Consider the following 23,962-nt stretch of genomic DNA (forward strand, 5'->3'; position numbering starts at 1 on the left):
CGGTTAGGAGAATGATCATGGAACACCGTGATGCACTTCGTCAGGGCACGGTCCTGGCTAGCGCCGTGCTGGGTATCGTCGGCGCCTTCATCGGCTCGGGTGCCGCCGGCGGAACGCCCATGCCCGAGGTCTCCGGCGGCGCCCTCGCGGCCGACGCCACGCTCATCGCGCCCGGCGGGCCGGCATTCGCCATCTGGACACCCATCTACGCCGGGCTGCTGGCGTATGCCGTCTGGCAGCTCCTGCCGTCCCAGAAGACGGATGCCCGCCAGCGGCGGCTCGGCTACCCGATCGCCCTGTCGTTGCTGCTCAACGCCGCGTGGATCCTCAGCGTGCAGTTCGACCTGCTGGCCCTGAGCGTTCCCATCATCGTGCTGCTTCTGGTCGTTCTGGTGGGCACGATGCGGATCATGGTTGATACCCGACCGAAGAACCGGCTCGAGGGGGTGCTGGTCGACGCAACCATGGGTCTCTACCTTGGCTGGGTCTGTGTGGCCACCGCCGCGAACGTGGCGGCGGTGCTGGTGGCGGCCGGATTTACCGGCTTCGGAGTGTCTCCCGACCTGTGGGCCGTCGTTGTGATCGGCGTGGCGGGGCTGGTCGGCGTGTTCCTCGCCTGGTATGACCGGGGCCGCTGGGCGCCTACGATTGCGCTCTGTTGGGGCCTCGGCTGGGTGGCCATCGCTCGGCTGAGTGGCGAACCCCTCTCTGTTCCGGCCGGAGTGGCCGCCCTCGTCTGCGTGGCGATCGTTATCGGCGCCACCGCCGTGGCGGGGATGCGCGCGCGTTCCGGCGGCGCATCCGTTCGGCACGCCCGGACGGCGGTCAGCGCATGAACGGTGCACGCCGCCGTTGGTTCGGCCTCGTCTTCATCAGCATCGCGGTGGCGCTCATCATCGTCGATTCGACGATCGTCAACGTGGCCATTCCGTCGATTGTCGACGACCTCGGCATCACCTCCACACAGGTGCAATGGGTGCAGGAAAGCTACACACTCGTCTTCGCGGCGCTGCTCCTCGTTTTCGGCACCCTCGCCGATCGATACGGGCGGCGACGGATTCTGCTTCTCGGCATTGTCATCTTCGCCGGTTCCTCGGTGTTCGCCGCCCTCGCCCAAACCGGCGATCTGCTGATCGCCTCGCGTATCCTGCAGGGAGTGGGCGGCGCGATGGTGCTCCCCACCACGCTCTCACTCATTAACGCGACATTCCGCGGGCGCGAGCGAGGCATCGCCTTCGCCATCTGGGGGTCCACGATCGGCGGTATGGTCGCGGTCGGACCCCTGCTCGGCGGATTCCTCACCACGTACTACTCGTGGCGCTGGGCGTTCGGCATCAATGTTCCGCTCGGTCTGATCATCATCGTCGGTGTGCTGTTCTTCGTGAGCGAGTCGCGCGACACCGGAGACCCGCGCCGCGTCGACGTGGTCGGTGCCGTGCTCTCGGTGATCGCGAGCGCCACCCTCGTCTTCGGGCTCATCGAGGGACGCAGCTACGGATGGTGGCTCGCCCGCCGCCCCCTCACCATCGGCGACTACACGTGGCCCTACGACCTGTCGATCATCCCGTTCGTTTTCCTCATCTCGGTGCTGGCCGGAATAGCCTTCGTCTGGTGGGGCATCCGTCGGCAGAAGGCCGGCAAGACCACACTGCTCGCGTTCTCGCTGTTCCGGATCGCTTCATTCCGAAACGGGAATATAGCCGCCCTGATCGTGTCCCTCGGAGAATTCGGCATCATTTTGTCCCTGCCGCTGTGGCTGCAGAACGTGCTTGGTTACGACGCGCTCCAGACCGGGTTCGTGCTTCTCGCCCTCGCGATGGGCGCGTTCGTGGCAAGCGGGGTGGCCGGAGCGCTGGGTAACCGGGTCTCCCCGGTCACGATCGTGCAGGTTGGGCTGCTTCTGGAAATCGTCGGTGTGACGGGCCTCGGATTCATGATTTCGGCGCAGGCCACGTGGCTGTCGGTGGTGCCCTTCCTCTTCGTCTACGGCCTCGGCGTGGGACTCGCCACCGCGCAGCTCACCGGGGTGGTCTTGAAAGACGTGCCCGTTGACAAGAGTGGCCAGGGCTCGGGTACGTCGAGCACCGCCCGGCAGATCGGTTCCGCTCTGGGCATCGCCATCCTGGGAACGATCCTCTTCACCTCGGTCGGCGCGTCCTTGGACGCCAAGCTCGCCGAGATGCCGGCCGTGCCGGCGGCGGCGCGCAGTCAAGTGGTGGACGCCGTCGTCGACAGCGCCGGCTCCGCGATTCCCGCGCTCGAGCAGCGCAGTCCGGCGGTGGCCGATGCGGCCAGGGACGCGTTCAGCGACGGAACCCGATACGCCGCCGTCGCGGCGGCGGGATTCCTTGCGCTCGGCTTCCTCGCGACACTTCGACTCTCCGGTCGTGCGCCCCGGGACGAGGAGACGACGGATGCCGACCAGCCTGTCGGCGAGTCGGCATCCGTTCCTCCCGTTGTGGAGCCCTAGGTCGGGGAACCCTAACCCTGGGTACGACGAGGTCGCGGACCTTGCGGCTTCTGCACCGCGAATTCGCCACCCACCCGGCCGCCGAACGGGCGGCCGTGGTCGGCGAATTCCTCGCGGAAGAATGCCATGCGCCACTTTCCCATCTCGACCCGCGAGCCCGTGCGCAGAATGATGCCCCCGCTCCGAGTTGAGGCGGCACCGTCGACCATGCGAACGCTGCCGCTCACCTCGCCGAGCGGGTAGAGAACGTATTCATCATTCTCGTCGTGGTGGATCTCGGCATGGAACGCCTTCAAACCGGCAAGCACCAGATCGGATTCCGGCGCCGAGCCGATTGTCGTTTTCGTGGGTAGTAGATCGAACTCACGCGGCTTCTGCCCGTTCCAGTTCTCGGAACCAACCACGAAGATCAGCCGGGGCCGACCGCCGCCGTGCGCGTAGTGCGTCGTGGTGACGCGGCGCCGCAGCTTGCGATCGAGCGTCGGCACCAGGGGGAAGAGCGTCGGTGGCGGCAGCGGAATCGCCGGCGGTGACGTGACGAGCACATTCTTCGCACCGCTGCGAATGAGCGGGGCGAGTGCCGCCCGACTACCCAGTGTGATGTTCGGCGATTTGGTGAGCAATCGCTGAACCAGCGGTGCGTCGACATCGCCGATGCGGGCGATCAGACCGTCGGGCCCGCTCAGGGAAACCGTGAGCCCCCGCGCGGCCAACTGCGCCGCCAGACCACGAATGATCGTGAGGTTCATGGTTTGGCCCTGAACGAGTACCGACGGGTTGCTCGCATACACGGCAACATCGGTGCCATCGGCCGTGACCGTGCCCTGCAGCCGCTCGGTCGGGCCACCGTTGCCCGGCTCGGAGAGGGAGAAAGCAAGGTCGATGTGCAACTCCACCGAGGGACTCATGACTACTTGCGGTGCGGGTCGGAGCCGGGCGTGAGGGAATCGCTCGTCGTCACGCGCAGCGTTCCGTCGATCTTCCACGTGGCGCGCGGTGCATCGGGGCCGATGTCGCGGGGAACCTCGACCGACATGTCGATGAACGTGTAGTTGATCGCGGCACCCTTGCCGGTGAGATACGACCACATTTCCTCACCGAGATCGGTCCAGTCCGTAATGGTGCGCTCACGCGGTTCTTCGGTGTTTTCGACATTTCCGAGGTAGTTCTGGCGTTCAGTCACGGTGTGTCCTTACTGATTAGCTGGCACATGGATTTGTCTGATTATTGTAAGCCCCGGAGTGTCGCTCGGCGCGAGAAATTCGGCGTTGCTGCCTCGAAATAGGGGTGGCAGTCGCGGGCAGTCGCGGGAAGTCGCGGGAAGTGTTGGGAAAACAGGGGAAACCACGGATGGGCCACGTGTGTCGGTGGCGTTCGGTAGCCTCACAACACGGGGTGTTCATCCCCGTCGGCAAGGAGTCTGCGTGTACGTGCTCGATGGGATGACCGTCATCTACTCGGCGAGTGACCTGAGCGCTGCCGCGCACTGCGAGTGGGCGCTCATGCGCACTCTGGACGGCAAGCTGGGCCGGATCGGGGCTACGCCCGTGGCCCCGGACGCCATGCTGCAACGCACCGCGGAACTCGGCGACGCCCACGAGCGACACATGCTCGAGCGGCTGCGGGCCACGCACACCGTTGTCGAAATCGAGCGTCCGCGACTCGACAGCATTGACACCGCCGTCGCTCACACGGCGGAGGCCCTGCGCGGTGGAGCGGACGTCGTGTACCAGGCCGCCTTCTTCGACGGCCGCTTTCTCGGGTACGCCGACTTCATCATCCGCTCGCCGGCCGACCGCGGTGGGCATGACACCAGCTATGAGATCTACGACACCAAGCTCGCCCGCACGGCCAGGGTCACGGCGCTCCTGCAGCTCGCGGCGTACAGCGACCAGCTGATGCGCGAGGGGATCAGGGTGGGAGAGCGGGTGCACGTGCTCCTCGGCGACGGACGCACGAGCTCCCACCGGCTCGATGACATCCTTCCCGTGTACCGCCGGCGTCGCGCCCGCCTGGAGGCCTTGGTCGACGGACGGGTCGCCGACCCGGCCGCGACCGAGTGGAACGATCCGCGCTACAGCGCCTGCGGACGCTGTGAGCAGTGCGAACTCCAGGTGCGGGCCCATCGCGACGTGCTGCTCGTGGCCAACCTCCGGTCTGCTCAGAGAGCTCGGCTGCGTGCGGCCGGCGTGTGCACGATCGACGAACTGGCGGCGGCTCACGGACCGGTTGAGGGGATGACCGATTCGACGCTCGCGACACTGCGCGAGCAGGCGCGTCTGCAGGTCGAACCCCCGCGCACCGGACAGCCGATCAACTGGACGGTGATCAACCCGGCGGCGCTCGCCGCCCTGCCCGCGCCGGATGCCGGCGACGTGTTCTTCGACTTCGAAGGTGACCCGCTGTATTCCGAGACCGGGGCCTCGGCAGACACGGAAACCGTGACCTGGGGGCTGGACTATCTGTTCGGCCTGGTCGAGCCCGACGACACGTTCCACGCGTTCTGGGCGCATACCTACGCCGAGGAACGAGCGGCCTTGGTGAGCTTTCTCGAATGGGTGCAAGACCGCAGGGCGCGGCATCCGAGCATGCACATCTACCACTACGCCCCCTACGAACGCACCCATCTGCTGAGCCTGGCGGCCCGACACGGAGTGGGCGAGCAGATCGTCGACGATCTGCTGCGCAGCCGGGTACTGATCGATCTCTACCCGGTCGTGCGCCAGGGACTGCGCATCGGCAGCCGCAGCTACTCGCTCAAAAAGCTCGAACCGCTCTACATGGGCGACGACGAGCGTGAGGGGGTCGCAAACGCCGCCGACTCGATCACCGAATACGTGCGGTCGCGTGCGCTGCTGGCCGCCGGGCACGCGGATGCCGCGGCATCCGTTCTCGGCGACATCGCCCGGTACAACGCCTACGACTGCCGTTCCACGCTGCGCCTGCGGGACTGGCTGCTCGCCCGTGCCGCCGAGAACGAGGTTCCGTTCGCGAGCGCGCTTGATCTTGAGCTCGACGTGCCGGTGCGTGAACCCGATCCCGTGTACCTTGAGCTGGCGGCCCTGCTGGAGGATGTGCCTCCCGCCGAGCGCACGGCCGACCAGACCGCCCTCGCCCTCGCGTCCGCCGCGATCGACTACCACCGCCGCGAGCAGAAGTCCTTCTGGTGGGACCACTTCGCGCGCCTGAGCACCCCCGTGGACGACTGGTCGGACACCCGGGGCGTGCTCGTGATCGACGCGGCTTCCGTCGACACGGGCTGGCACCGTGAGGGGCGGCAACGCCTCGACCGCCGGTTGCTGCGCGTGTCGGGACAGCTGGCGCCCGGCAGCTCGATCAAGGCCAGCGACCAGCCGTTCCTCGTGTACGGTCCGCCGTATCCGCCGTTGGCGCGCGGAACGGACCCGGGGGCACGCACCGCGCACAACAAGGCGACGATCGTCGACGTGACCGACGACGGCGATTACCTCATCGACGAAATTCTGCAGCGCGACGCCCCGCACCACGATGAACTCCCGATCGCGCTCACCCCGGGAACGCCGCCTCCCGCTGGCACGCAGGTGGAAGCGATCTCGGAGTGGGGCCGGGCCGTGCTGGAGAGCTACCCCGAGCCTCTGGCGGATGCGGCCTTCGACATTCTCCGTAGGTCAGCGCCGCGCCGGTCAGCGTCGCAGCGGTCGGCTCCACGTGCCACGGTGCAGGGAGGCACTGTGCAGGGAGGCACTGTGCCCGGAGCCACGGTGCCCGGAGCCACGGTGCCCGGAGGCGGACTGGCACCCGTGATCGATGGCGACGTGCGCGCGGCCATCCTGGAGAGCCTGCTCACCCTCGACCGCTCCTACCTCGCGGTGCAGGGGCCTCCCGGCACCGGCAAGACCTACGTGGGCTCCCGCGTCGTGGCCGATCTTGTGCTCACCCACGGGTGGCGGGTGGGTGTCGTCGCGCAGTCGCACGCGACGGTCGAAAACATGCTGCGGGCCGTGCTGGCCGCCGGCCTCGACCCGGAGCGGGTCGGAAAGAAGGCCCGAAAAGGCGAGGAGAAGCTTCCCGCCCCCTGGACGGCGCTCGACGCGACCTCGTTCTCCCGCTTCACAGGCCAGGCCGGCGGTTTCGTCGTGGGCGGCACCGCGTGGGACTTCAGCAACGCGGGGCGCATCCCGCGCGGCTCGCTCGATCTGCTGGTCATCGACGAGGCTGGCCAGTACTCGCTCGCGAGCACCATCGCCGCGGCCGTCTCGGCACAACGGATGCTGCTCCTCGGCGACCCGCAACAGCTTCCGCAGGTCAGCCAGGGCACGCACCCCGAGCCGGTGGACACGTCCGCGCTCGGTTGGCTGTGCGACGGACACAACGTGCTGCCGAATGAGTTCGGCTATTTTCTCGCCACGAGCTGGCGCATGCACCCCGCGGTCTGTGCTCCCGTGTCCGTGCTGTCCTACGAGGGCAAGCTTCGCTCGCACTCGTCCGACCGCCGGCTCGAGGGGGTCGCGCCCGGCCTGCATCCGCTGCCCGTCACGCACCGGAACAACTCGACCACCTCAGTGGAGGAAGCGGCCGCGGTCGTGGCTCTCGTGCGCAACGTGGTCGGGCGGGCCTGGTCCTCAGGCGGCCACACGGCGCCGCTGGAACTCGACAACGTGATCGTGGTCGCTCCGTATAACGCCCAGGTGGAACTGCTGCGCAGCGTGCTGAGTGACGCCGGGTTCGGAGCCGTGCCGGTGGGGACCGTCGACAAGTTCCAGGGCAGGGAGGCGGCGGTGGCCATCGTGTCGCTCGCGGCGTCCTCCGCCGACGACGTGCCGCGCGGCCTCGAGTTTCTCTTGCTCGCCAACCGGCTGAACGTCGCCATCTCGCGTGCGCAGTGGGCCGCATACCTCGTCTATTCGCCGGCCCTCACCGACACTTTGCCGAGGAATGCCGAGGCCCTCGCCCAGCTGAGCGCCTTCATCACCCTGGTCGACCCCCGTGCCGCCGCGGCAGCGACGGACCGGCCGATCAGCGTGGTGTGATCGCCGTGACGCGTTCGACGATCCACGACGCCAGGGTGGCCGTGATCACACCCACGAGGCAATGCCCCCGGCCATGAGGGCCACCGCGACGAGCCGGCCCGGCGTCGTCACGGGGTAATAGTCGCCGTAGCCCACGGTGCCGAGCGTCACGACCGACCACCACAGGGCATCGCCGAATGTCCTGATGTTGGCTCCGGGAGCGAACCGCTCGCTCTGCAGAACGGCGAGGGATGCCAGGTAGAGCAGCAGGCAGATCGAACCGGCGAGGTAAATGCTCACTCGAGAGCGGAGTGCCTCCCCGGTCGTGCGCTGAAAAACCGGAAAGAGGGTGATCAGTCGCAGCGTACGCAGGGGGCGCACCGCGGGCAACAACACGGCGAGCAGGTCGAAGATGTGCGTTCGAAACCAGTGGCCGCGGTCGGCGGCGAGCGAGAAGCGCACGAGGTAGTCCACGACGAGAAACAGCCAGGCGGTGACGATGATCGACACGATCAGCACGGCGAAGTGGCCGTGATAGTCGAAGAGCACATGCACCGTGTAGGTGATCAGGAAGATGACCCCGGCTATGGTCAGGGGCCACTGCGTGATTTTCTGCCAACGCTCGTCATTCATCAGCACACCTTAGAACCGCACAAAACCGGAGAAAACGCGACACGCCAGGCCGGGACGGCCAACTGGGCGGCGTGTCGCCATCTTCTCCGGTTTTAGGTCGGGTGGCTACTCTGCGTCGAGGTCTGTTTCCAGAATCTTCACGAGCGAGGCGAGTGCCTCGTCGGCGCCCTCGCCCTCGGCGCGCAGCACAACGGTGTCGCCGTTGCTGGCGCCTAGGCTCATGATCGAGAGGATGCTGGCGGCATCCATGGCATCGTCGGCGGGTTCACCCTGCATGGAGATGGTGACCTCGATCGGCAGGGCGCTCACGGCGGCGACGAAGATGCCGGCGGGTCGGGCGTGCAGGCCTACGCGGCTGGCGATGACAGCGGTACGTTCAGACATTGTTTCTCCTGGAGTCTCTTCGATGTGTGAGCAGCCGGGCTAGAGGCCCAGCTCCTCGAGAATGGGCAAGTGTGCGCGCACCGAGGCGCGGGCCTCGGTCGCGTTGGGCGCGGCGAGGGCGAGGGCGGCGAGCTTCTGAGCCTCGGCGAGGGTGACGCTCGCCAGAACGGTTCCCACGGCGGACAGAGCGCGTGCGGTCATCGACAGGGTCGAGACGCCGAGGCCGACGAGCACCACGGCGAGAGCCGGATCTGCCGCTGCCTCGCCACAGACGCCGACGGGCTTGTCGTGTCCCTCGGCGAGGGAGCCGGCCACCGTCAGGCGCACGAGCTGCAGCACTGCCGGCTGCCACGGCGTGTTCAGCGCGGCCAGCGGGCCGAGCTGCCGGTCGGCGGCCATCGCGTACTGGGTGAGGTCGTTCGTCCCCAGGCTCACGAAGTCGACGCGCTTCAGAATCTCTTCGCTCGTGAGAGCGGCGGAGGGAACCTCCACCATCACGCCCGGGGTCTTCAGGCCCGCCGCGGCGCAGAGGGCGGCGAAATCGCCGGCCTCCTCGGCGGTGGAAATCATCGGGGCCATTACCCACACGTCGGCGTCCGAGCCCTCCGCGGCCTGGGCCACGGCCTGGAGCTGTCGTTCGAGCACTCCGGGGGAGGTGAAGTCGGTGCGATACCCCCGCACGCCCAGTGCCGGGTTCGGCTCAGAGGCATCCGTGAGAAACGGCAAGGGCTTGTCGGCCCCGGCGTCAAGCGTGCGCAGAACGACCTTCTTGCCGGGGAACGCGTCGAAGACGCCCCGGTAGGCGGTGACCTGCTCGTCAACGGTCGGCTCGGTGTCACGGTCGAGAAAACAAAACTCTGTGCGCAGCAGTCCCACGCCCTGGGCGCCGGCGGCCGCGGCCTTCACGGCATCCGCCGCGCCACCGACATTGGACAGCAGTGGCACGAGATGGCCATCGCTCGTGCGGCCGTTGCCGTCGAAGTCGATGAGAGCAGCTGCCGTCGCGGCCCATGCCGTCGCCGCTGCGACCTCGGTCTCGCCGGGGTCGACGGAGAGGATGCCGGCCGCCCCATCGATATACACGAGGGTTCCGTCGATGAGATCGGTCACGCCGACGGCAGCCACAATCGCGGGCAGTCCGAGCGCACGGGCGATGATGGCCGTGTGCGACTGCGGGCCGCCACCCGACGTGACCAGAGCGATCACGACGGCCGGATCGAGCGTGGCGGTGTCGGCGGGAGCGAGATCGTCGGCCACCAGAACGAAGGGCGTGTCGCTCAGGGGGATCCCGGGGGCCGGAACCCCGCGCAGCTCGGCCACGATGCGTGAACGCACGTCGAGCACATCCGTTGCCCGCTCCGCCATGTAACCGCCGAGGTTGTGCAGCATCTCGGCAACGGATGCCGCAGCATCCCAGATCGCGCGTTCCGCCGAGGAGCCGGCGACGATCAGCTTGACCGCGGCCTTGATGAGCATCGGGTCGGCTGCCATCAGGGCCGTGGCCTCGAGCACCTCCCGGCCTGCGCCCTGGGCGCCGACCGACCGAGCGGTGAGGGAGGCCTGAACGGCCTTGGAGGCCGTTCGCAGAGCGGCCGACGCCTCGTCTGCGGTGGTCTCCGTGGCGAGACGCTCGCCCACGGGGGGCTCTGACACGGGGTGGGGCATCTGCCGGACGGATCCGATGATCCGTCCGGGGCTGACACCGACTCCGGTGTAGGTGGTGTCTGAAAACGTCTGCACGGGACTCACTCTTTCTTGTGACGGTTGGTCAGCGGTGTCTCACTCAGTGTTCTCTAAACTACGCGGTCTGCAGGCTCGCCTGCGTGGTCGTGGTCGCGTCGGTCCCGTCGGGCAGGTCGGTTTGCGCCGCCTGGGGCTTGCGACCGACATAGCGCTTGAGGCCCACAACGGTGAAGGCCGACACCACGGTACCGATCACAATGGCCAGCAGGAAGAGCAGGAAGTTGTCAATCGCGAAGAAGACGAAGATTCCGCCGTGCGGTGCCTTGCTCGTGATACCCCAGGCCATGGACAGTGCGCCGGTGATTCCCGCACCGAGCATGGATGCCGGGATGACGCGGAACACGTCGGCCGCCGCGAACGGAATGGCACCCTCGGAAATGAACGACGCGCCGAGCAGCCAGGCTGCCTTGCCGTTCTCGCGCTCGGCGAGGCTGAACAGCTTGCGGTCGATCACCGTGGCGAGTGCCATGGCGAGCGGCGGAACCATGCCGGCGGCCATGACAGCGGCCATGATCTGCCACGGTGCCTGGTTGGTGAGGCTGGCCGCACCGAGACCGGCGACGGCGAAGGCGTAGGCCACCTTGTTGACCGGTCCGCCGAGGTCGAAGGCCATCATCAGGCCGAGGATCAGGCCGAGGATGACCGCGGAGGTTCCGGTCATACCGTTGAGCCAGGAGTTCAGTCCGGCGGTCAGTGCCGCGATCGGTCCGCCCAACACGATGAACATCAGGCCGGATGCCACGATCGACGCGACAAGCGGGATGATGACGACGGGCATCAGGCTGCGCAGCCAGCGCGGAACGCTGAGCTTACCGAAGCTCGCAGCGACAACACCGGCGAGCAGGCCGCCGACGATGCCGCCGAGGAAGCCCGCTCCCATGAAGCCGGCAACAGCACCGGCGACGAATCCGGGCGCGATACCGGGGCGGTCGGCGATCGCGTAGGAGATGTACCCGGCGAGGGCCGGAACGAGGAAGCCCATCGAAATGGCGCCGATCTTGAAGAAGACCGCGCCGAGGTAGACGCCGAACCCGCCGAGGAGGTTCGCCCCGCCGTCAGGCAGGTTGAGGAGACTGTTCTCCAGCACGACCTTGTCCGCGATTTCTGTGATCTGGTAGCCGCCGAGCAGGAAGCCGAGGGCGATGAGCAGGCCTCCGCCGGCCACGAAGGGAATCATGTAGCTGACGCCGGTGAGCAGTGCGCGCTTGAGCTTCTGGCCGACGTGCTCGGCCTTCTCGGTGGACTCCGAGGCGTCGAGTGTGCCGCCGACCCGGCGGGCGTTCGGGTTCGTGGCGGCCGCGAGGGCCTCCTGGATCAGCCTGTCCGGTTCGTCAATGCCACGTTTGACCGGGGCGTTGATGACGGGCTTGCCCGCGAACCTTTCGCGGCCGCGCACGTCCACGTCCACGGCGAAGATGACGGCCCCGGCGGCGGCGATCACCGCGGGATCGAGCGGCGTGAGGCCGGCCGAGCCCTGGGTCTCCACCTGCAGGTCGATGCCGGCGGCCTTGGCGGCCGCCACGAGGGAATCGGCTGCCATGTAGGTGTGCGCGATTCCGGTGGGGCAGGCCGTGACGGCGACGAGCGTCGGACGGCCGGCAACGGATGCCGACGTGCCGGCGTTCGCGCTGGGAGCTGCGTGGGCGGCACCGGCGGAAACGGGCGCGGGAGTGACCACGGCGGTGACGAGGTCGACGATCTCATCAGACGACGATGCCGCGCGGAGGGCCGCGGTGAAGTCCTTCTTCATGAGGGACCGGGCGAGCTTGGCCAGAATCTTCAGGTGCTCCTGGTCGGCGCCCTCGGGGGCAGCGATGAAGAACACCAGGTCGGCGGGGCCGTCTGCGGCGCCGAAGTCGACGGGCGTGGAGAGACGGGCCAGAGCGAGGGTCGGCTCGAGAACGGCCGCCGACCTGCAGTGCGGGATGGCCAGTCCGCCCGGGATGCCGGTGGACGTCTTTGCTTCGCGGGCGAGGGCGTCTGCGTACAGGCCGTCGACCTCGGTGGCGCGGCCGGCACCGGCAATGAGACCGGCCAGGTGGCGAATAACGCTCGCCGGCTCGCTACCGAGGTTGGTGTCCAGAGCAACAAGCTCCGGGGTAATCAGTGCACTCACTGGTCATCCTCCTTTGGATGTGTGGTTATCTTTGGTTTTTCCAGCGTCTTCACGGTGACGACGCGGGGGTCTGTCTGGCTGAGGGCGGGCACAGTGGAACCCGGGAGGGATGCTGCGGCGGCGCCGTGGGCAGCGGCCTGGCGGAGACAATCGGTGGGCTCGGCGCCGGCATTACTGCTGAGCAGATACCCGGCGAGGGCGGAATCCCCGGCCCCGACCGTGCTGACAGCGATCATCGGGGGAGTCGTGGCATGCCAGGCACCCGCGGCCGTGACGAGAACGGCCCCCTTCGATCCCAGTGTGGCGAGCACCGCTGCGGCGCCGCCGGCCACGAGGGTCCGGGCCGCTTCCGCGGTGAGCTCCGGGTCGGATTCCAGGGTTTCGGCGGTAGAGAACCCGGTCAGTTCGGCGAGTTCCTCGGCATTGGGTTTGACGAGGTCGGGCCTGGCCAGTGCCGCGGCAGCGAGCGGGGCGCCCGAGGAATCGACGGCCACGCGGGGTGCTGAAGACCCATAGCGGGCGCGAAGGGCGTGAATGATGTCGGCGTAGAAGTCCACCGGCACGCCGGGCGGCAGCGAGCCGGCGAGCACGAGCCAGCTGGCTCCCTGAGAGCGGTCGAGGACGAGTTCGATGAGGTCGGCCTGCTGAGCCGAGGTCAGAATCGGTCCCGGTTCGTTGACCTTGGTGGTGGTGCCATCGGGTTCGGTGATGGCCACGTTGCTGCGCAGGGCCTGCCCGATCGGAAGCCCCAGGTGCGGCACCTTGTGGAGGCGTAGCGCGACGAGAACCGGATCGTCGCTGTCGCCGGGCAGAATCGCGAGGCATTTCACCGCGGAGGCTTCGAGGGCGCGGCAGATGTTGACACCCTTGCCACCGGGCTCGTGGTGGGCGCGCACGGCGCGCTGCACCTCGCCGCGCGCCAGCGGCTCGACGAGTTCGATGGTGCGGTCCAGGCTCGGGTTCGGAGTCAGGGTAACGATCATGCGATGACAACCTCCACGTCGGCGTCGGCCAGGGCGGCCGCGAGTGCAGCGGATGGCGGTGCATCCGTGATCAGGGTGTCGATGTCCGCGAGGGCCGCGAAACAAACGAGGGTTTCTTCGTCGAGCTTGGAGGAATCGGCCAGCGCCACAACGCGCCGGGCGGCACGCACGATGGCCGACTTCACGGCCGCCTCAACGGAGTCGGGCGTGCTCAGGCCGAATTCGGCGCTCACGCCGTTGGCGCCGATGAACGCGATATCCGGACGCAGGGCACTGAGCTGTTCGATGGTGCTGCTGCCGACGATTGCGCTCGTCAAACCGCGCACCCGGCCACCGAGCACGTGCAGGTGGATCGCGGTGTTGTCGGAGAGCTTGCCGGCGATCGGCAGGGCGTTGGTGATCACGAGCAGCTGGTCTCCGGGAGCCGGCGGCGTCCATGTTGCCAGCAGGTCGCCGAGACGTTCGGTGGTCGTGCCGGCATCGAGGATGATCGATCCGGTGCGGCTCGTGGGAATCATGGCCAGGGCGGCCCGGGCGATGCGGGTCTTCTCATCGAGATTCTGGGTCTGCCGCTCCTGAATGCTCGGCTCCGACATGCTCATGTGGTCGATGGCCACGGCGCCGCCGTGCACACGACGAAGCTGGCGGGCCGTTTCCAGGGCGTCGAGGTCGCGACGGACCGTTTCGGGTGTGATGGTGAATCGACGGGCGAGTTCGCTCACAGTGACGCGACCACGTTCGGTCACGAGCGCGGCGATCAATACGTGGCGTTCTTCGGCGAACACGATGCCTCCTCGACGGTGAGTGACGGTAGCCATTAGAAGTTGGTTTCATTGACTTTAACTGTGTTTATGTTTGCTTGTCAAGAAAAACACAGATAAATAAAGAAATACGGTGGCCGGCGTTCCGGGGGCGTTACGGCGGCATCCCGCCAGCGTCAGGGGGCGACGGTAGCGTGATGAGCATGAAGATCCTGCACACCTCCGACTGGCACATCGGGCGCACGTTCCACACCCACCCCACGCTCGATCATCTGGGCACCGTTCTGGGTGCCCTGGTGGAGATTGTGCGGGATCGCCAGATCGATGTCGTCGTTGTGGCCGGGGACGTCTTCGACCATGCCATGCCCTCGAAAGAGAGCTATGCGGTGCTCACGGCCGTACTGCGTGAGCTGAAGGCGGCGGGTGCCGCGGTCGTGCTCACGAGCGGAAACCACGACTCGGCCGCGCGCCTCGGCTTTCAATCGGAGTGGGCGAGCCTCGCCGGAATCCACGTGGTGACCAGCTACGACCAGTACCTGCACCCCATCACCCTGACCGACGCGCACGGCCCGGTGAACTTCTACGGCATCCCGTATCTCGAGCCGGTGCTGGTGCGGCACCTGCACCCCGGCGTGACGCTGAAGACCCATGAGCAGGTGCTGGGGTTCGCGATGGATCAGATTCGGGTCGACATGGCGGCTCGGCCGGGCCGCAGCGTCGTGCTGTCCCATTGTTTCGCCGCCGGCGGCGTGGCGCTGTCGGAGGCGAGTGAGGTGGAGCGAGACATCACGGTGGGCGGCCTCGACGTGGTTCCCCTTGGAGTGTTCGACGGCCCCGACTATGTGGCTTTGGGCCACATCCACGGCCGGGCACGGCTGAGCGAGCGGGTGCGCTATTCGGGCGCCCCGCTGCACTATTCCTTCTCCGAGGCCGGCAAGCCGCGTGGCGGCTGGCTGGTCACCCTCGATGCCGACGGGCTGGGGTCGGTCGACTGGGTAGACCTGCCGGTGCCCCGACGCCTGAGCGTGCTGGAGGGGCCGATCGATGAGCTGCTCCACGACGAGCGCTACGGTGTCCGCGAACACGACTGGGTGAAGGCCGTCCTCACCGACCAGGTTCGGCCGCTCGACGGCATGCGCACCCTGCAGACGCGGTTTCCGCACTGTGTCACGCTCGAGCACCGGCCGGCGGTCACGGTCGAAACGGATGGCGCGACCTACGCCGAACGCATCCGGGAGGCAACGGGAGACCCCGAGATCGTGGCGGGGTTTTTGGCATTCGTGCGCAACGGTGCCGGTCCGACCGAGTTTGAGAGCGCGCTGGTCGCAGAGCTCCTCACCGAGCAGGGCATCACGGAGGTCGACTCATGAAGATCACCCGGCTCAGACTGGCCGGGTTCGGCCCCTACAAGAACGAGCAGGTCGTGGATTTCGAGCGTTTCGACGCGGACGGGATCTTTCTCATCACCGGCAAGACCGGGGCCGGAAAATCGAGCATTCTCGATGCCATCTGCTTTGCTCTCTACGGGCACGTTCCCCGCTTCACGGGCGCGGAGCCGCAGTTGCGCAGCGACCACTGCACACCGGACGATCCGTCGTTCGTTGAACTCGACTTCAGCGTGCACGACCGCGACTACCGCGTGTATCGCAGTCCGGAGTACGAGCGCGCCAAGAAGAACGGCACCGGAATGACGACCGCGGCGCCCACTGCCGTTCTGCAGATTCGCGACGGCGATGAGTGGCGGGGCGTCGCCGCCAAGCCTCAGGCGGTCGGTGTCGAACTGAGCGTGATCCTGCCTCTGAAAGAAGACCAGTTCCTGCAGGTCATCCTGCTGGCCCAAAACCGGTTCCAGCATTTTCTGCTGGCCAAGACCGAAGAACGACGTGCCGTGCTTCGTACCCTGTTCGGAACGATGCGGTTCGAGCGGTTGGAAACCGCGTTGGATGAACGCCGAAAGGCCCTCGACGAGAGGCTGGCCACCGTGCAGCGGGCCGTGACGGTACACGCTGCGGCGGCCGCACAGCAGCTCCGTCTGGCCGACCCACCGTCCGTCCCCGACCTGGGCTGGTTTACGGCCGCTCTCGCTGACCTCAACCTGGAGCGCGACGACGCCACGGTACGCGCCACGGCGGCGGCGGTCACCCTCGACGCGGCGGCGGAGCACCACCGGGCGTTGGGGGAGACTCTGCGGCGTCAGGCGCGCCGAACGCTCGCTCGTGAGGCCCTCGGCGCCCTCGAGGGCCGACGGTCCGAGGTGGAAGCCCAACGCGAGACGCTGCGGCTCGCCGCTCGCGCCTCCCGAGTCTGGCCGCATGTGCGCTCCCATCAGACCGCGACGACGGACTGGCGGAAGGCGGTGGAGGCTGAAACGTCGGCCAGGCTCGCCTGGTCGAACAGGGGACATGATGCGCACGATCCGCTCCAGCCCACCATCGACGACCTGATCGGGAGGCTCGGGGCTCTCGCCGGAGTGCTGTCCGATGAGGAGCGACTGCCCGCACTCGACCAGGAGATTTCGGGCCTCGAGGAGGCGCTCATCCGGTGCGCCGATGACCTGCAGTCCGCCCAGGAACGCGTCGATGCCCTTCCCCAGCAGATCGACTACGTGGGCGAGCAACTCGCGGCGGCGACTCTCGCCGCGGCCGGAGAGACCGCGGCCGTTGACGCCCTGAACCGGGCCTTGGCGGCGTTCGAGGCCGCAGAAGACAGCGCGCGTCACGCCGCGGAGCTGACCGTTGCCGGCTCAATTCTGGCCGAGCGCAGCCGGGACAATTCCCGGGTCGCGGCCGAATACGAGGCGCTCGTGACCCGCCGGTTCGCGGGGCACGCCTCGGAACTGGCCACGCACCTCGTGCACGGGGAGCCGTGCGCGGTCTGCGGTTCCCTGACGCATCCCGCTCCCGCACCGGCCGAGGGCGATCTCGTCACCGCGCTGGACCTCGACAGGGCGCGAGACGCCATGACGGCGGTACACAGCGCACTTGCCGAGGCCGAGGAGATCGTTCGGGAGATCACCAATCGACTGGCTCTTGCACAGGCTCTCGCGGGATCACGAAGCCGTGAGGACCTCGCAACAGATTGTGCGGGTGCCCGCACAACAGTGACCGCGGCGCGCGCTGCCTCGGCCCTCGTCGCCGGCCTGATGCAGGAACAAACGGCCCTCCGGCTCGAACGTGACGCGGGCCGGGCCGGGGTGACGGCGATCCGCGATACCCGGGATACGACCGCCGGAACCCATCGGGAGCGTGCCGGGCAGCGCGTGGCGCTCGCGGAACGGGTGGGAGCTCACCGGGGCGGGTACGAGAGTGTCACCGACCATGTCAGGGAGCTGCAGAGTGAGCTTGATTGTGCCCGTGACCTGGATGCGGCGCTCGCGCTCAGCCGACAACGCTCCGATGCTCGGGACGCCGCTCGGGTGGCACTGACCGGGCAGCTGGCGGAAGAAGACTTCGACGATGAGCCCGCGGCCGTGGCGGCTCGGCTGGATGGGGCCGCCGCCGATCTGCTCGACGCCGATGTGCGGCGTCACGACGCCGAGCTTGCCGCTGCGCGCGGGGTGCTCGCCGACCCGGAGCTGATCGATCTGCCGACCGATTCGGTGGATTGCGGTCCGGCGTTGGCGTCGTTGGATGCTGCGAGCCTGGCGCGGGACGCGGCCGTGGCCGTGCAGGGCTCGCTGACCGAACGCGCCGGCCAGCTCGCCGTGCTCGTGCGGGAGGTCACCACACACCTCGCCGCGTCAGAAGGCCTGCTGGCGGAACACTCACAGGTGCGTCAGCTCGCCGATGTCGTGCAGGGGCGGGAGCCGAATACGAAACGGATGAGACTGGAGACCTACGTGCTGGCCGCCCAGCTGGAAGAAATCGTGGTGGCGGCCAACCTGCGACTGCGCACGATGACCAGTGGGCGCTACACCCTCGAACACGACGACTCCCGGGTGAAAGGGGGAGCGCGCTCCGGGCTGGGACTGGCCATTCGGGATGAATTCACCGGGCGCGCTCGCGCCACTCACTCACTCTCCGGCGGGGAGACGTTCCTCGCTTCGCTCGCCCTCGCGCTGGGGCTCGCCGAGGTGGTCACCGCGCAGGCCGGGGGGATCACCCTCGACACGCTCTTCGTGGATGAGGGCTTTGGATCTCTCGACAGCGAAACCCTCGAGACGGCCATGGGCACTCTGGACAGGTTGCGCGCCGGCGGGCGCGCGATCGGGCTGATCAGTCACGTCGAGTCTATGAAGGAGCAAATTCCGGCGCGTCTGAACATCGACGTGACGGACGCGGGCTACAGCGTGATTCGCTAGGGGACTGCCTCAGTGCCGGCCCCAGAAAAAATGAACTTTTTTACGATACCCCTTGATCGTGTTCGGGAACAGCAGTATATTTTTTGTGTCTAGATCGGTCAGATCGCCCTACAGATTCTGATTGACCTACTTTTAGATCAGTCTGATCGCCCTACCGGCCAGACTGATCTAATCGTTAAGCCGCTGTTTTAGACGTCGCTGTTTTAGACGTCGCTGTCTCAGGTGCCGCTGTCTCAGGTGCCGCTGTCTTAGACGGCGCCATGTCTTCCTAAATCCGAAACGTCTCCGCGACCGCGTGTGGCCAGCCGCGCCGCCGCTATGCCGACCGCCCCCGTGCCGGTGATGAAGACAGCGATCGCCGCAATGTACAGGAGCACACCGGTCCAGCCTGCCGCCGATGCCGGATCGAGAAATGGGTAGGGGTACCAGCCGGTGACGGCGCCTCGAATGAGCGTGAAGCTGAGCCAGGCGATGGGAAAATACAGGGTCGCCCAGAGTCTGCCCCACGCCGGTCTGGACCGCCCGGGGGCCACGAGCCAGTCGACGGCGACGACGATCGGCGCCCACACATGCAGAGCCTCATTGGGCCAGGCGATGCCGGCATAGCCGTCGGTGGCAACACCGCGCAGCAGCGCCGCATAGACCACACCCGTGACCACGGCGTAGCAGAGCGCCGCGAGGCGCAGGCTCGTAAGCAGGTCGGAATCCCGCCGTCGGCGCATGCTGACCGCGCCGGCGAACGCCAGCACGACGGCCACGATGACTGCTGACTGAATCGTGAAATAGCTGAAGTACTCCGCCGGCACGAACGAATCGTGTACCGACTCGTCGACGATCTGCGTCGCCACGGCCGCCACGAGCAGAAGGGCCATGGCAAGGCGAATCACCCCCACGATGCGCCTCGCCGGCGTGCTGTCGGGGAGGTTCACACTCGGGCTCACACTCCGGCTCGCTGAAGGCTGGATCGGAACTGATGACGTCTGCAGGGGCACCGATCCAGCGTAGCCCGTGCGCCGACACCCCAACGCGCGAACTAGAACGGGAAGAGCAGACGGTGCAGGAACTGCCGCGTTCGCTCGTTCTGCGGATTCCGGAGCAGCTGTTTGGGTTCGCCTCGCTCCACGATCCGGCCGCCGTCGACGAAGGCCACCTCGTGAGCCACCTCACGGGCGAATTCGAGTTCGTGGGTGACGATGACCATGGTCCAGCCTTCCGTCGCGAGCTCCTTGATCAGGCGCAGTACATCACCAACCAGCTCGGGGTCCAGGGCCGAGGTCGGCTCGTCGAACAGCAACAGCTGTGGTCGCAGCGCGAGCGCGCGCACAATTCCGACGCGCTGTTGCTGACCGCCGGACAACTCAAAGGGATAGCTGTCCTTCTTCTCGGTGAGGCCCACGCGGTCGAGCAGGGCCAGCGCTTCCGCTCGAACCTCGGCAGCCGGTCGTTTCTGCACGATGATCGGGCCCTCGGTCACATTCTCGAGCACTGTCTTGTGGGGAAAGAGGTTGTAGTGCTGGAAGACCATGGCGGAGCGGTCGCGCAGTGTCGTGAGGGCTTTCTTCGACGGTGCCGCGTCGAAGGCGATCGAGAGTTCCCCCGCCACCTCGATCGTGCCACCGTCGGCGAGTTCGAGCCCGTTCAGGCACCGCAGAATGGTCGTCTTACCCGACCCGGACGGGCCGATGAGGGCCAGCACGCCGCCGCGCGAAACGTCGAGGTCGACGGACTGCAGCACGTGATTCGTGCCGAAGCTCTTCTGCAGGCCCCGTACCGACAGTAGGGCCGGCGCCGCGGCATCCGCCGACGGGGGCACAGGAAGGTCAGCGGGCGACATAGCGGTCCAATCGCTTTTCGAGGATTCCCTGCCCGGTCGACAACACGAGGCAGATGACCCAGTAGATCAGGGCCGCTTCGAGGTAGATCAGCATGAATTCCTGGCTGAAGGCCGTGATCTGTTGCGCCTCGCGGAACAACTCGGTCACAAGGATGACCGAGGCCAGGGAGGTGTCCTTCACGAGGCTGATGAAGGTGTTCGACAGCGGGGGCACCGAGACCCTGGCGGCCTGCGGCAGGATGATGCGCGTGAGCGCGCGCGCCCGCGACATCCCGATCATGTACGCGGCCTCCCACTGCCCCTTGGGCACCGAGAGGATGGCCGCGCGGATGACTTCGGCGGCATACCCGCCCACGTTGATCGAGAACGCCGCGACGGCGCTCGGCCACGGGTCGATCACCACTCCGATCGAGGGCAGCCCGTAGAAGATCACGAACAGCTGCACGAGAAGCGGTGTGCCGCGCACGATCGAAATATACACGCGCGCGATGGTCGACAGCCACCGGCTCGACGACAGCCGCATCAGGGCCAGGACGAGTGCGAGGACCAGGCCGATCGCGAACGACATGAGAGCCAGCGGGATCGTGCCGCGAATGGCCCCGTCGAGGAGCGGCAGCAGGGAGCTGAAAAACAACTCCCAATTGGGCTGGATCATGGGTACGAGTTACTTGCTGACGTCGGCGCCGAAGTACTTGTCGGAGATGGAAGCGAGGGTTCCATCGGCGGCGAGAGTCGCGAGGGCCTCGTCAACTGCGGTGGCAAGAGCCGTGCCGCCCTTGGCGAACGCGAAGGCGCTCTCCGACTGCTCGGTCGTCTCGGCCGCGACCCTGAGGCCGGTGGCGTCATTGTTCTTCTTGTAGTCGAGGAAGGTCAGCTTGTCGTTGACCGTGGCATCCACTCGGCCCTGTTCGACGAGGGCGACAGACTGAGCCCACCCTTCGACGCCTTCAACGGTGGCGCCGCTTTCGGTCGCGAGGGTGTTCCAGTTGCTCGTGAGTGACTGGGCCGTCGTCTTGCCGGCCAGGCTTTCGAACGAGGTGATCGATGTGTTGTCGCTCGGAACCACGATGACGCCGTTCGAGTAGGTGTAGGGCGTGGAGAATTCGTAGGCGGCGACGCGCTCGGGGGTCATGGACACCTGATTGGCGATCATATCGAAGCGACCGGAGGTGAGGCCCGCAAAGATGCCGTCCCACTGGGTCTCTTCGAATTTCACCGTGAGACCGAGCTCGGCGGCGACGGCCGTGGCGACCTCCACGTCGTAACCCGTGAGGTCGCCTGAGCCGTCCTCGTGGAACGAGAACGGACGGTAGGTGCCTTCGGTGCCGACGGTCAGTGTGCCGGATTCCTGCACGGAACTGAGAGACGTGTCGGTTCCGGCGTTCGAGGAGCCGGCGGTTGTCGCGGAGCAGCCCGTGAGGGTCAAGGCGACGGCCGTGAGGAGTGCGGCGGAGCTGAGCGTGAACTTGATCGTCATGCGGTTGATCGTCATGGGGTGCGTGCCTTTATCGGTGTCAGAAAGAGTGAGGCCGCCAGAGGCAGCATCCGTAGCGTAACAAGTCGCGGGAGACGTCGAATATTCCGGTTACGCCGTATGGCGCCGCCACAGCGTGTTCGCCAACCGGCTTAGGAACGCAGCGCGAGCGTGAACGGCAGCACGGCTGAGGCTCCGTGTCGACGCAGCAGCCGGCCGGCGACGGTGAGAGTCCACCGGCTGTCGGCGACGTCATCGATGAGCAGCAGGGGCTGGCCCGCGAACGGTTCGAGGGCCGCGTCAAGCTCTGGCCCCACCTCGAATCGCTCCCACACGTTGGAGAGGCGGTAGGCGCTGTTGCCGCCTGCCGTTCCGGTGGGGCCGCCATTGGCCGGAGAGAGTTCCCCGAGCCACGGCAATCGGCCCACCTCTGACAGGGCCCGTGCCACGGAATCTATGAGCAACGGATGCTGCCGCGACGGCATCGTGACGATGGCCGCGGGGCGTTCCGGCCAGTTCCACTCGGCGAGCACGCGAATGCAGGCGGCCGTCATCGCGTGGCTGGCGGGGGCATCCGTCGCCTGCGGCTCAAAGACCCCACGCAGCGCTCCGCCCCAGCCCAGATCGGTGAGCCGGGCGAGGGCCCGTCCTTCGGAGAGCCGGTCGGCCGGCGCGATCTTGCCGGTGGCGTTGACGCCCAGGTTTGCCACGCCGGTGGGCCATTGCGCGCGGGCGTCGATGGTCACACCGACACGGTCGAGAGAGGCGGCCGCGGTCGCGGCGGCCTCGTCCTGCACGTCGACGGGGTACCACGGTGACGTGCAGTTGTCGCAGCGGCCGCAGGCAACCGCGGTTTCGTCGTCGAGGGCGCGCTGCAGAAACTCCATGCGGCAGCCCGTGGTGGTTTCGAACTCGATCATCGCGCGCTGTTCGTGCACGCGGGCCGCGGCAATGCGGTCGTAGCGTTCGCTGTCGTAGGTCCATGGCTGGCCGGTCGAGACCCAGCCACCCTTGACCCGGCGTACGGCGCCGTCCACGTCGAGCACCTTGAGCAGCAGCTCGAGTGGGGTGCGGCGCAGGTCGACGCGTGCCTCAAGAGCCGGGGTGGACAGCGGGGCTCCGCCGTTGTCGGTCAACGCGCGCAGCACGGATTCGGCCTTGGCCTGGTTGGGCATCGACGCGGTGGCGAAGTAGTGCCAGATGGCCTCGTCTTCGGTTCCCGGCAGCAGCAACACATCGGCGTTCTCGGTGGCGCGCCCGGCGCGTCCCACCTGCTGGTAGTAGGCCACGGGCGAGGACGGGGCCCCGAGGTGCAGCACGAAGCCCAGGTCGGGCTTGTCGAAGCCCATCCCGAGGGCGCTGGTGGCCACGAGGGCCTTGACCTCGTTGTTTTTCAGCAGCCTCTCGGACTCTTCCCGCTCGCTCGTGTCGGTCTGTCCCGTGTAGGCGCGCACCGTGTGACCGGCGTCGCGGAGCAGCCGGGCGTGTCTTCGGCCGCTGACACCGTGAGGGTGTAGATGATGCCGCTGCCGGGCAGTTCGCCGAGGTGGCTCAGCAGCCAGGCCAGCCGAGCACGAGAATCGGGCAGCCGCAGCACACCGAGGCGCAGCGATGTGCGCGCGAGTGGCCCTCGAATGGTGATGACGGCATTGCCCGCCGACTGCATCTGCTCTGCCACATCGGTCACGACCCGACTGTTGGCCGTGGCCGTGGTGGCGAGAACGGGCACACCCGTGGGCATCTCGGCGATCAGGTCGCGGAGCCGTCGGTAGTCCGGACGAAAATCGTGGCCCCAGTCGGAGATGCAGTGCGCCTCGTCGACCACGAGCATCCCCACGCGATTGATCAGAGCGGGAAGCTGCTCGTCCCGAAAGGACGGATTGTTCAGTCGTTCGGGAGACACGAGCAGCACGTCGACCTCGTCGCGCTGCAGCTTCTGCAACACATCGCTCCACTCGTGCGCGTTGGACGAGTTGATCGAAACCGCGCGCACTCCCGCGCGCGCGGCGGCCGCCACCTGATCGCGCATGAGGGCAAGCAGGGGGGACACCAGGATCGTGGGGCCGGCGCCCTGGCGCCGCAGCAGCAGGGTCGCGACGAAGTACACGGCCGACTTTCCCCACCCGGTGCGCTGCACGACCAGCGCGCGGCGCCGCTGGTCCACGAGCGTCTCGATGGCCTCAAACTGGCCGTCGTGGAAGTCGGCATCCGGCCGGCCCACGAGCGTGCGCAGGATGGCGAGAGCGGATTCGCGGGTGTCAGTCATACGTCAAGCG

General features: G+C 67.3%; 17 protein-coding genes and 1 pseudogene. 5 read left to right on the top strand and 13 right to left on the bottom strand.

Annotated elements, in window-relative coordinates:
• The first annotated feature begins 17 nt into the window (after positions 1 to 17).
• Positions 18 to 836, top strand: a complete 819-nt coding sequence (locus tag JF66_RS01435) for a tryptophan-rich sensory protein (protein ID WP_035874265.1) — start codon at positions 18 to 20, stop codon at positions 834 to 836.
• Complete coding sequence (locus JF66_RS01440; protein WP_035874111.1) at positions 833 to 2,470, top strand: DHA2 family efflux MFS transporter permease subunit; 1,638 nt, start codon at positions 833 to 835, stop codon at positions 2,468 to 2,470. Before JF66_RS01435 ends, JF66_RS01440 begins: the two co-directional genes overlap by 4 nt.
• An 11-nt stretch (positions 2,471 to 2,481) precedes the next feature.
• On the opposite strand, the gene JF66_RS01445 is transcribed toward JF66_RS01440, so the two are convergent.
• Complete coding sequence (locus JF66_RS01445; protein WP_035874115.1) at positions 2,482 to 3,378, bottom strand: FHA domain-containing protein; 897 nt, start codon at positions 3,376 to 3,378, stop codon at positions 2,482 to 2,484.
• A gap of 2 nt (positions 3,379 to 3,380) precedes the next feature.
• The gene (locus tag JF66_RS01450; RefSeq protein ID WP_035874116.1) at positions 3,381 to 3,653 is read right to left on the bottom strand and encodes a hypothetical protein; all 273 of its coding nucleotides are present in this window, start codon (positions 3,651 to 3,653) and stop codon (positions 3,381 to 3,383) included.
• A gap of 241 nt (positions 3,654 to 3,894) precedes the next feature.
• Between JF66_RS01450 and JF66_RS01455 the strand changes: the two genes are divergently transcribed.
• Entirely contained in the window at positions 3,895 to 7,479 is a 3,585-nt protein-coding gene (locus JF66_RS01455; protein WP_051972978.1) for a bifunctional RecB family nuclease/DEAD/DEAH box helicase, read from the top strand.
• A gap of 45 nt (positions 7,480 to 7,524) precedes the next feature.
• On the opposite strand, the gene JF66_RS01460 is transcribed toward JF66_RS01455, so the two are convergent.
• From JF66_RS01460 to JF66_RS01485, 6 genes are all read right to left on the bottom strand, one after another.
• On the bottom strand, positions 7,525 to 8,091 hold the full coding sequence (locus tag JF66_RS01460; protein ID WP_156109607.1) for a potassium channel family protein: 567 nt from the start codon (positions 8,089 to 8,091) through the stop codon (positions 7,525 to 7,527).
• Between the two features lie 105 nt (positions 8,092 to 8,196).
• Positions 8,197 to 8,475, bottom strand: a complete 279-nt coding sequence (locus tag JF66_RS01465) for an HPr family phosphocarrier protein (RefSeq protein WP_035874117.1) — start codon at positions 8,473 to 8,475, stop codon at positions 8,197 to 8,199.
• Between the two features lie 39 nt (positions 8,476 to 8,514).
• Positions 8,515 to 10,215 carry a phosphoenolpyruvate--protein phosphotransferase gene (gene ptsP / locus JF66_RS01470; RefSeq protein WP_035874270.1) on the bottom strand — a complete coding sequence of 567 codons (1,701 nt, stop codon included), beginning with the start codon at positions 10,213 to 10,215 and terminating at the stop codon, positions 8,515 to 8,517.
• 58 nt (positions 10,216 to 10,273) lie between these two features.
• Complete coding sequence (locus JF66_RS01475) at positions 10,274 to 12,334, bottom strand: fructose-specific PTS transporter subunit EIIC (RefSeq protein WP_051972980.1); 2,061 nt, start codon at positions 12,332 to 12,334, stop codon at positions 10,274 to 10,276.
• Positions 12,331 to 13,317 (bottom strand): 1-phosphofructokinase family hexose kinase, encoded by a 987-nt coding sequence (locus tag JF66_RS01480; RefSeq protein WP_051972981.1) that lies wholly within the window; start codon positions 13,315 to 13,317, stop codon positions 12,331 to 12,333. The genes JF66_RS01475 and JF66_RS01480 overlap by 4 nt, the downstream gene beginning before the upstream one ends.
• Complete coding sequence (locus JF66_RS01485) at positions 13,314 to 14,102, bottom strand: DeoR/GlpR family DNA-binding transcription regulator (protein ID WP_035874277.1); 789 nt, start codon at positions 14,100 to 14,102, stop codon at positions 13,314 to 13,316. Before JF66_RS01485 ends, JF66_RS01480 begins: the two co-directional genes overlap by 4 nt.
• Positions 14,103 to 14,281: 179 nt before the next feature.
• Between JF66_RS01485 and JF66_RS01490 the strand changes: the two genes are divergently transcribed.
• Together JF66_RS01490 and JF66_RS01495 are read left to right on the top strand one after the other, a co-directional pair.
• Positions 14,282 to 15,448, top strand: coding sequence for an exonuclease SbcCD subunit D (locus tag JF66_RS01490; protein ID WP_035874280.1), 1,167 nt, complete (start codon positions 14,282 to 14,284; stop codon positions 15,446 to 15,448).
• Positions 15,445 to 18,378 (top strand): AAA family ATPase, encoded by a 2,934-nt coding sequence (locus JF66_RS01495; RefSeq protein ID WP_035874118.1) that lies wholly within the window; start codon positions 15,445 to 15,447, stop codon positions 18,376 to 18,378. Before JF66_RS01490 ends, JF66_RS01495 begins: the two co-directional genes overlap by 4 nt.
• Positions 18,379 to 18,626: 248 nt before the next feature.
• Here the strand turns inward: JF66_RS01495 and JF66_RS01500 are convergent, their stop codons facing one another.
• The 5 genes and pseudogenes from JF66_RS01500 to JF66_RS01520 form a co-directional block, all read right to left on the bottom strand.
• Positions 18,627 to 19,319, bottom strand: coding sequence for a Pr6Pr family membrane protein (locus tag JF66_RS01500; protein ID WP_156109608.1), 693 nt, complete (start codon positions 19,317 to 19,319; stop codon positions 18,627 to 18,629).
• Between the two features lie 92 nt (positions 19,320 to 19,411).
• Complete coding sequence (locus JF66_RS01505) at positions 19,412 to 20,212, bottom strand: amino acid ABC transporter ATP-binding protein (protein WP_035874120.1); 801 nt, start codon at positions 20,210 to 20,212, stop codon at positions 19,412 to 19,414.
• A complete protein-coding gene (locus tag JF66_RS01510) occupies positions 20,199 to 20,867 on the bottom strand; it encodes an amino acid ABC transporter permease (protein WP_035874121.1) in 669 nt (222 codons plus the stop codon). Before JF66_RS01510 ends, JF66_RS01505 begins: the two co-directional genes overlap by 14 nt.
• A 9-nt stretch (positions 20,868 to 20,876) precedes the next feature.
• Positions 20,877 to 21,704 carry an amino acid ABC transporter substrate-binding protein gene (locus JF66_RS01515; RefSeq protein WP_051972983.1) on the bottom strand — a complete coding sequence of 276 codons (828 nt, stop codon included), beginning with the start codon at positions 21,702 to 21,704 and terminating at the stop codon, positions 20,877 to 20,879.
• Between the two features lie 134 nt (positions 21,705 to 21,838).
• Positions 21,839 to 23,952 (bottom strand): annotated as a pseudogene (locus JF66_RS01520) (RecQ family ATP-dependent DNA helicase).
• Between the last annotated feature and the right edge of the window lie 10 nt (positions 23,953 to 23,962).

This window comes from Cryobacterium sp. MLB-32 (assembly GCF_000738085.1).
In the GTDB taxonomy this organism is placed as follows: Bacteria; Actinomycetota; Actinomycetes; order Actinomycetales; family Microbacteriaceae; genus Cryobacterium.

Bases quoted from the DNA above. Each gene is read 5' to 3' on its own strand.
- JF66_RS01435 (WP_035874265.1), top strand. From the start codon at position 18: ATGGAACACCGTGATGCACTTCGTCAGGGCACGGTCCTGGCTAGCGCC.
- JF66_RS01440 (WP_035874111.1), top strand. From the start codon at position 833: ATGAACGGTGCACGCCGCCGTTGGTTCGGCCTCGTCTTCATCAGCATC.
- JF66_RS01445 (WP_035874115.1), bottom strand. From the start codon at position 3,378: ATGAGTCCCTCGGTGGAGTTGCACATCGACCTTGCTTTCTCCCTCTCC.
- JF66_RS01460 (WP_156109607.1), bottom strand. From the start codon at position 8,091: ATGAATGACGAGCGTTGGCAGAAAATCACGCAGTGGCCCCTGACCATA.
- JF66_RS01465 (WP_035874117.1), bottom strand. From the start codon at position 8,475: ATGTCTGAACGTACCGCTGTCATCGCCAGCCGCGTAGGCCTGCACGCC.
- JF66_RS01480 (WP_051972981.1), bottom strand. From the start codon at position 13,317: ATGATCGTTACCCTGACTCCGAACCCGAGCCTGGACCGCACCATCGAA.
- JF66_RS01490 (WP_035874280.1), top strand. From the start codon at position 14,282: ATGAAGATCCTGCACACCTCCGACTGGCACATCGGGCGCACGTTCCAC.
- JF66_RS01495 (WP_035874118.1), top strand. From the start codon at position 15,445: ATGAAGATCACCCGGCTCAGACTGGCCGGGTTCGGCCCCTACAAGAAC.
- JF66_RS01505 (WP_035874120.1), bottom strand. From the start codon at position 20,212: ATGTCGCCCGCTGACCTTCCTGTGCCCCCGTCGGCGGATGCCGCGGCG.
- JF66_RS01510 (WP_035874121.1), bottom strand. From the start codon at position 20,867: ATGATCCAGCCCAATTGGGAGTTGTTTTTCAGCTCCCTGCTGCCGCTC.
- JF66_RS01515 (WP_051972983.1), bottom strand. From the start codon at position 21,704: ATGACGATCAACCGCATGACGATCAAGTTCACGCTCAGCTCCGCCGCA.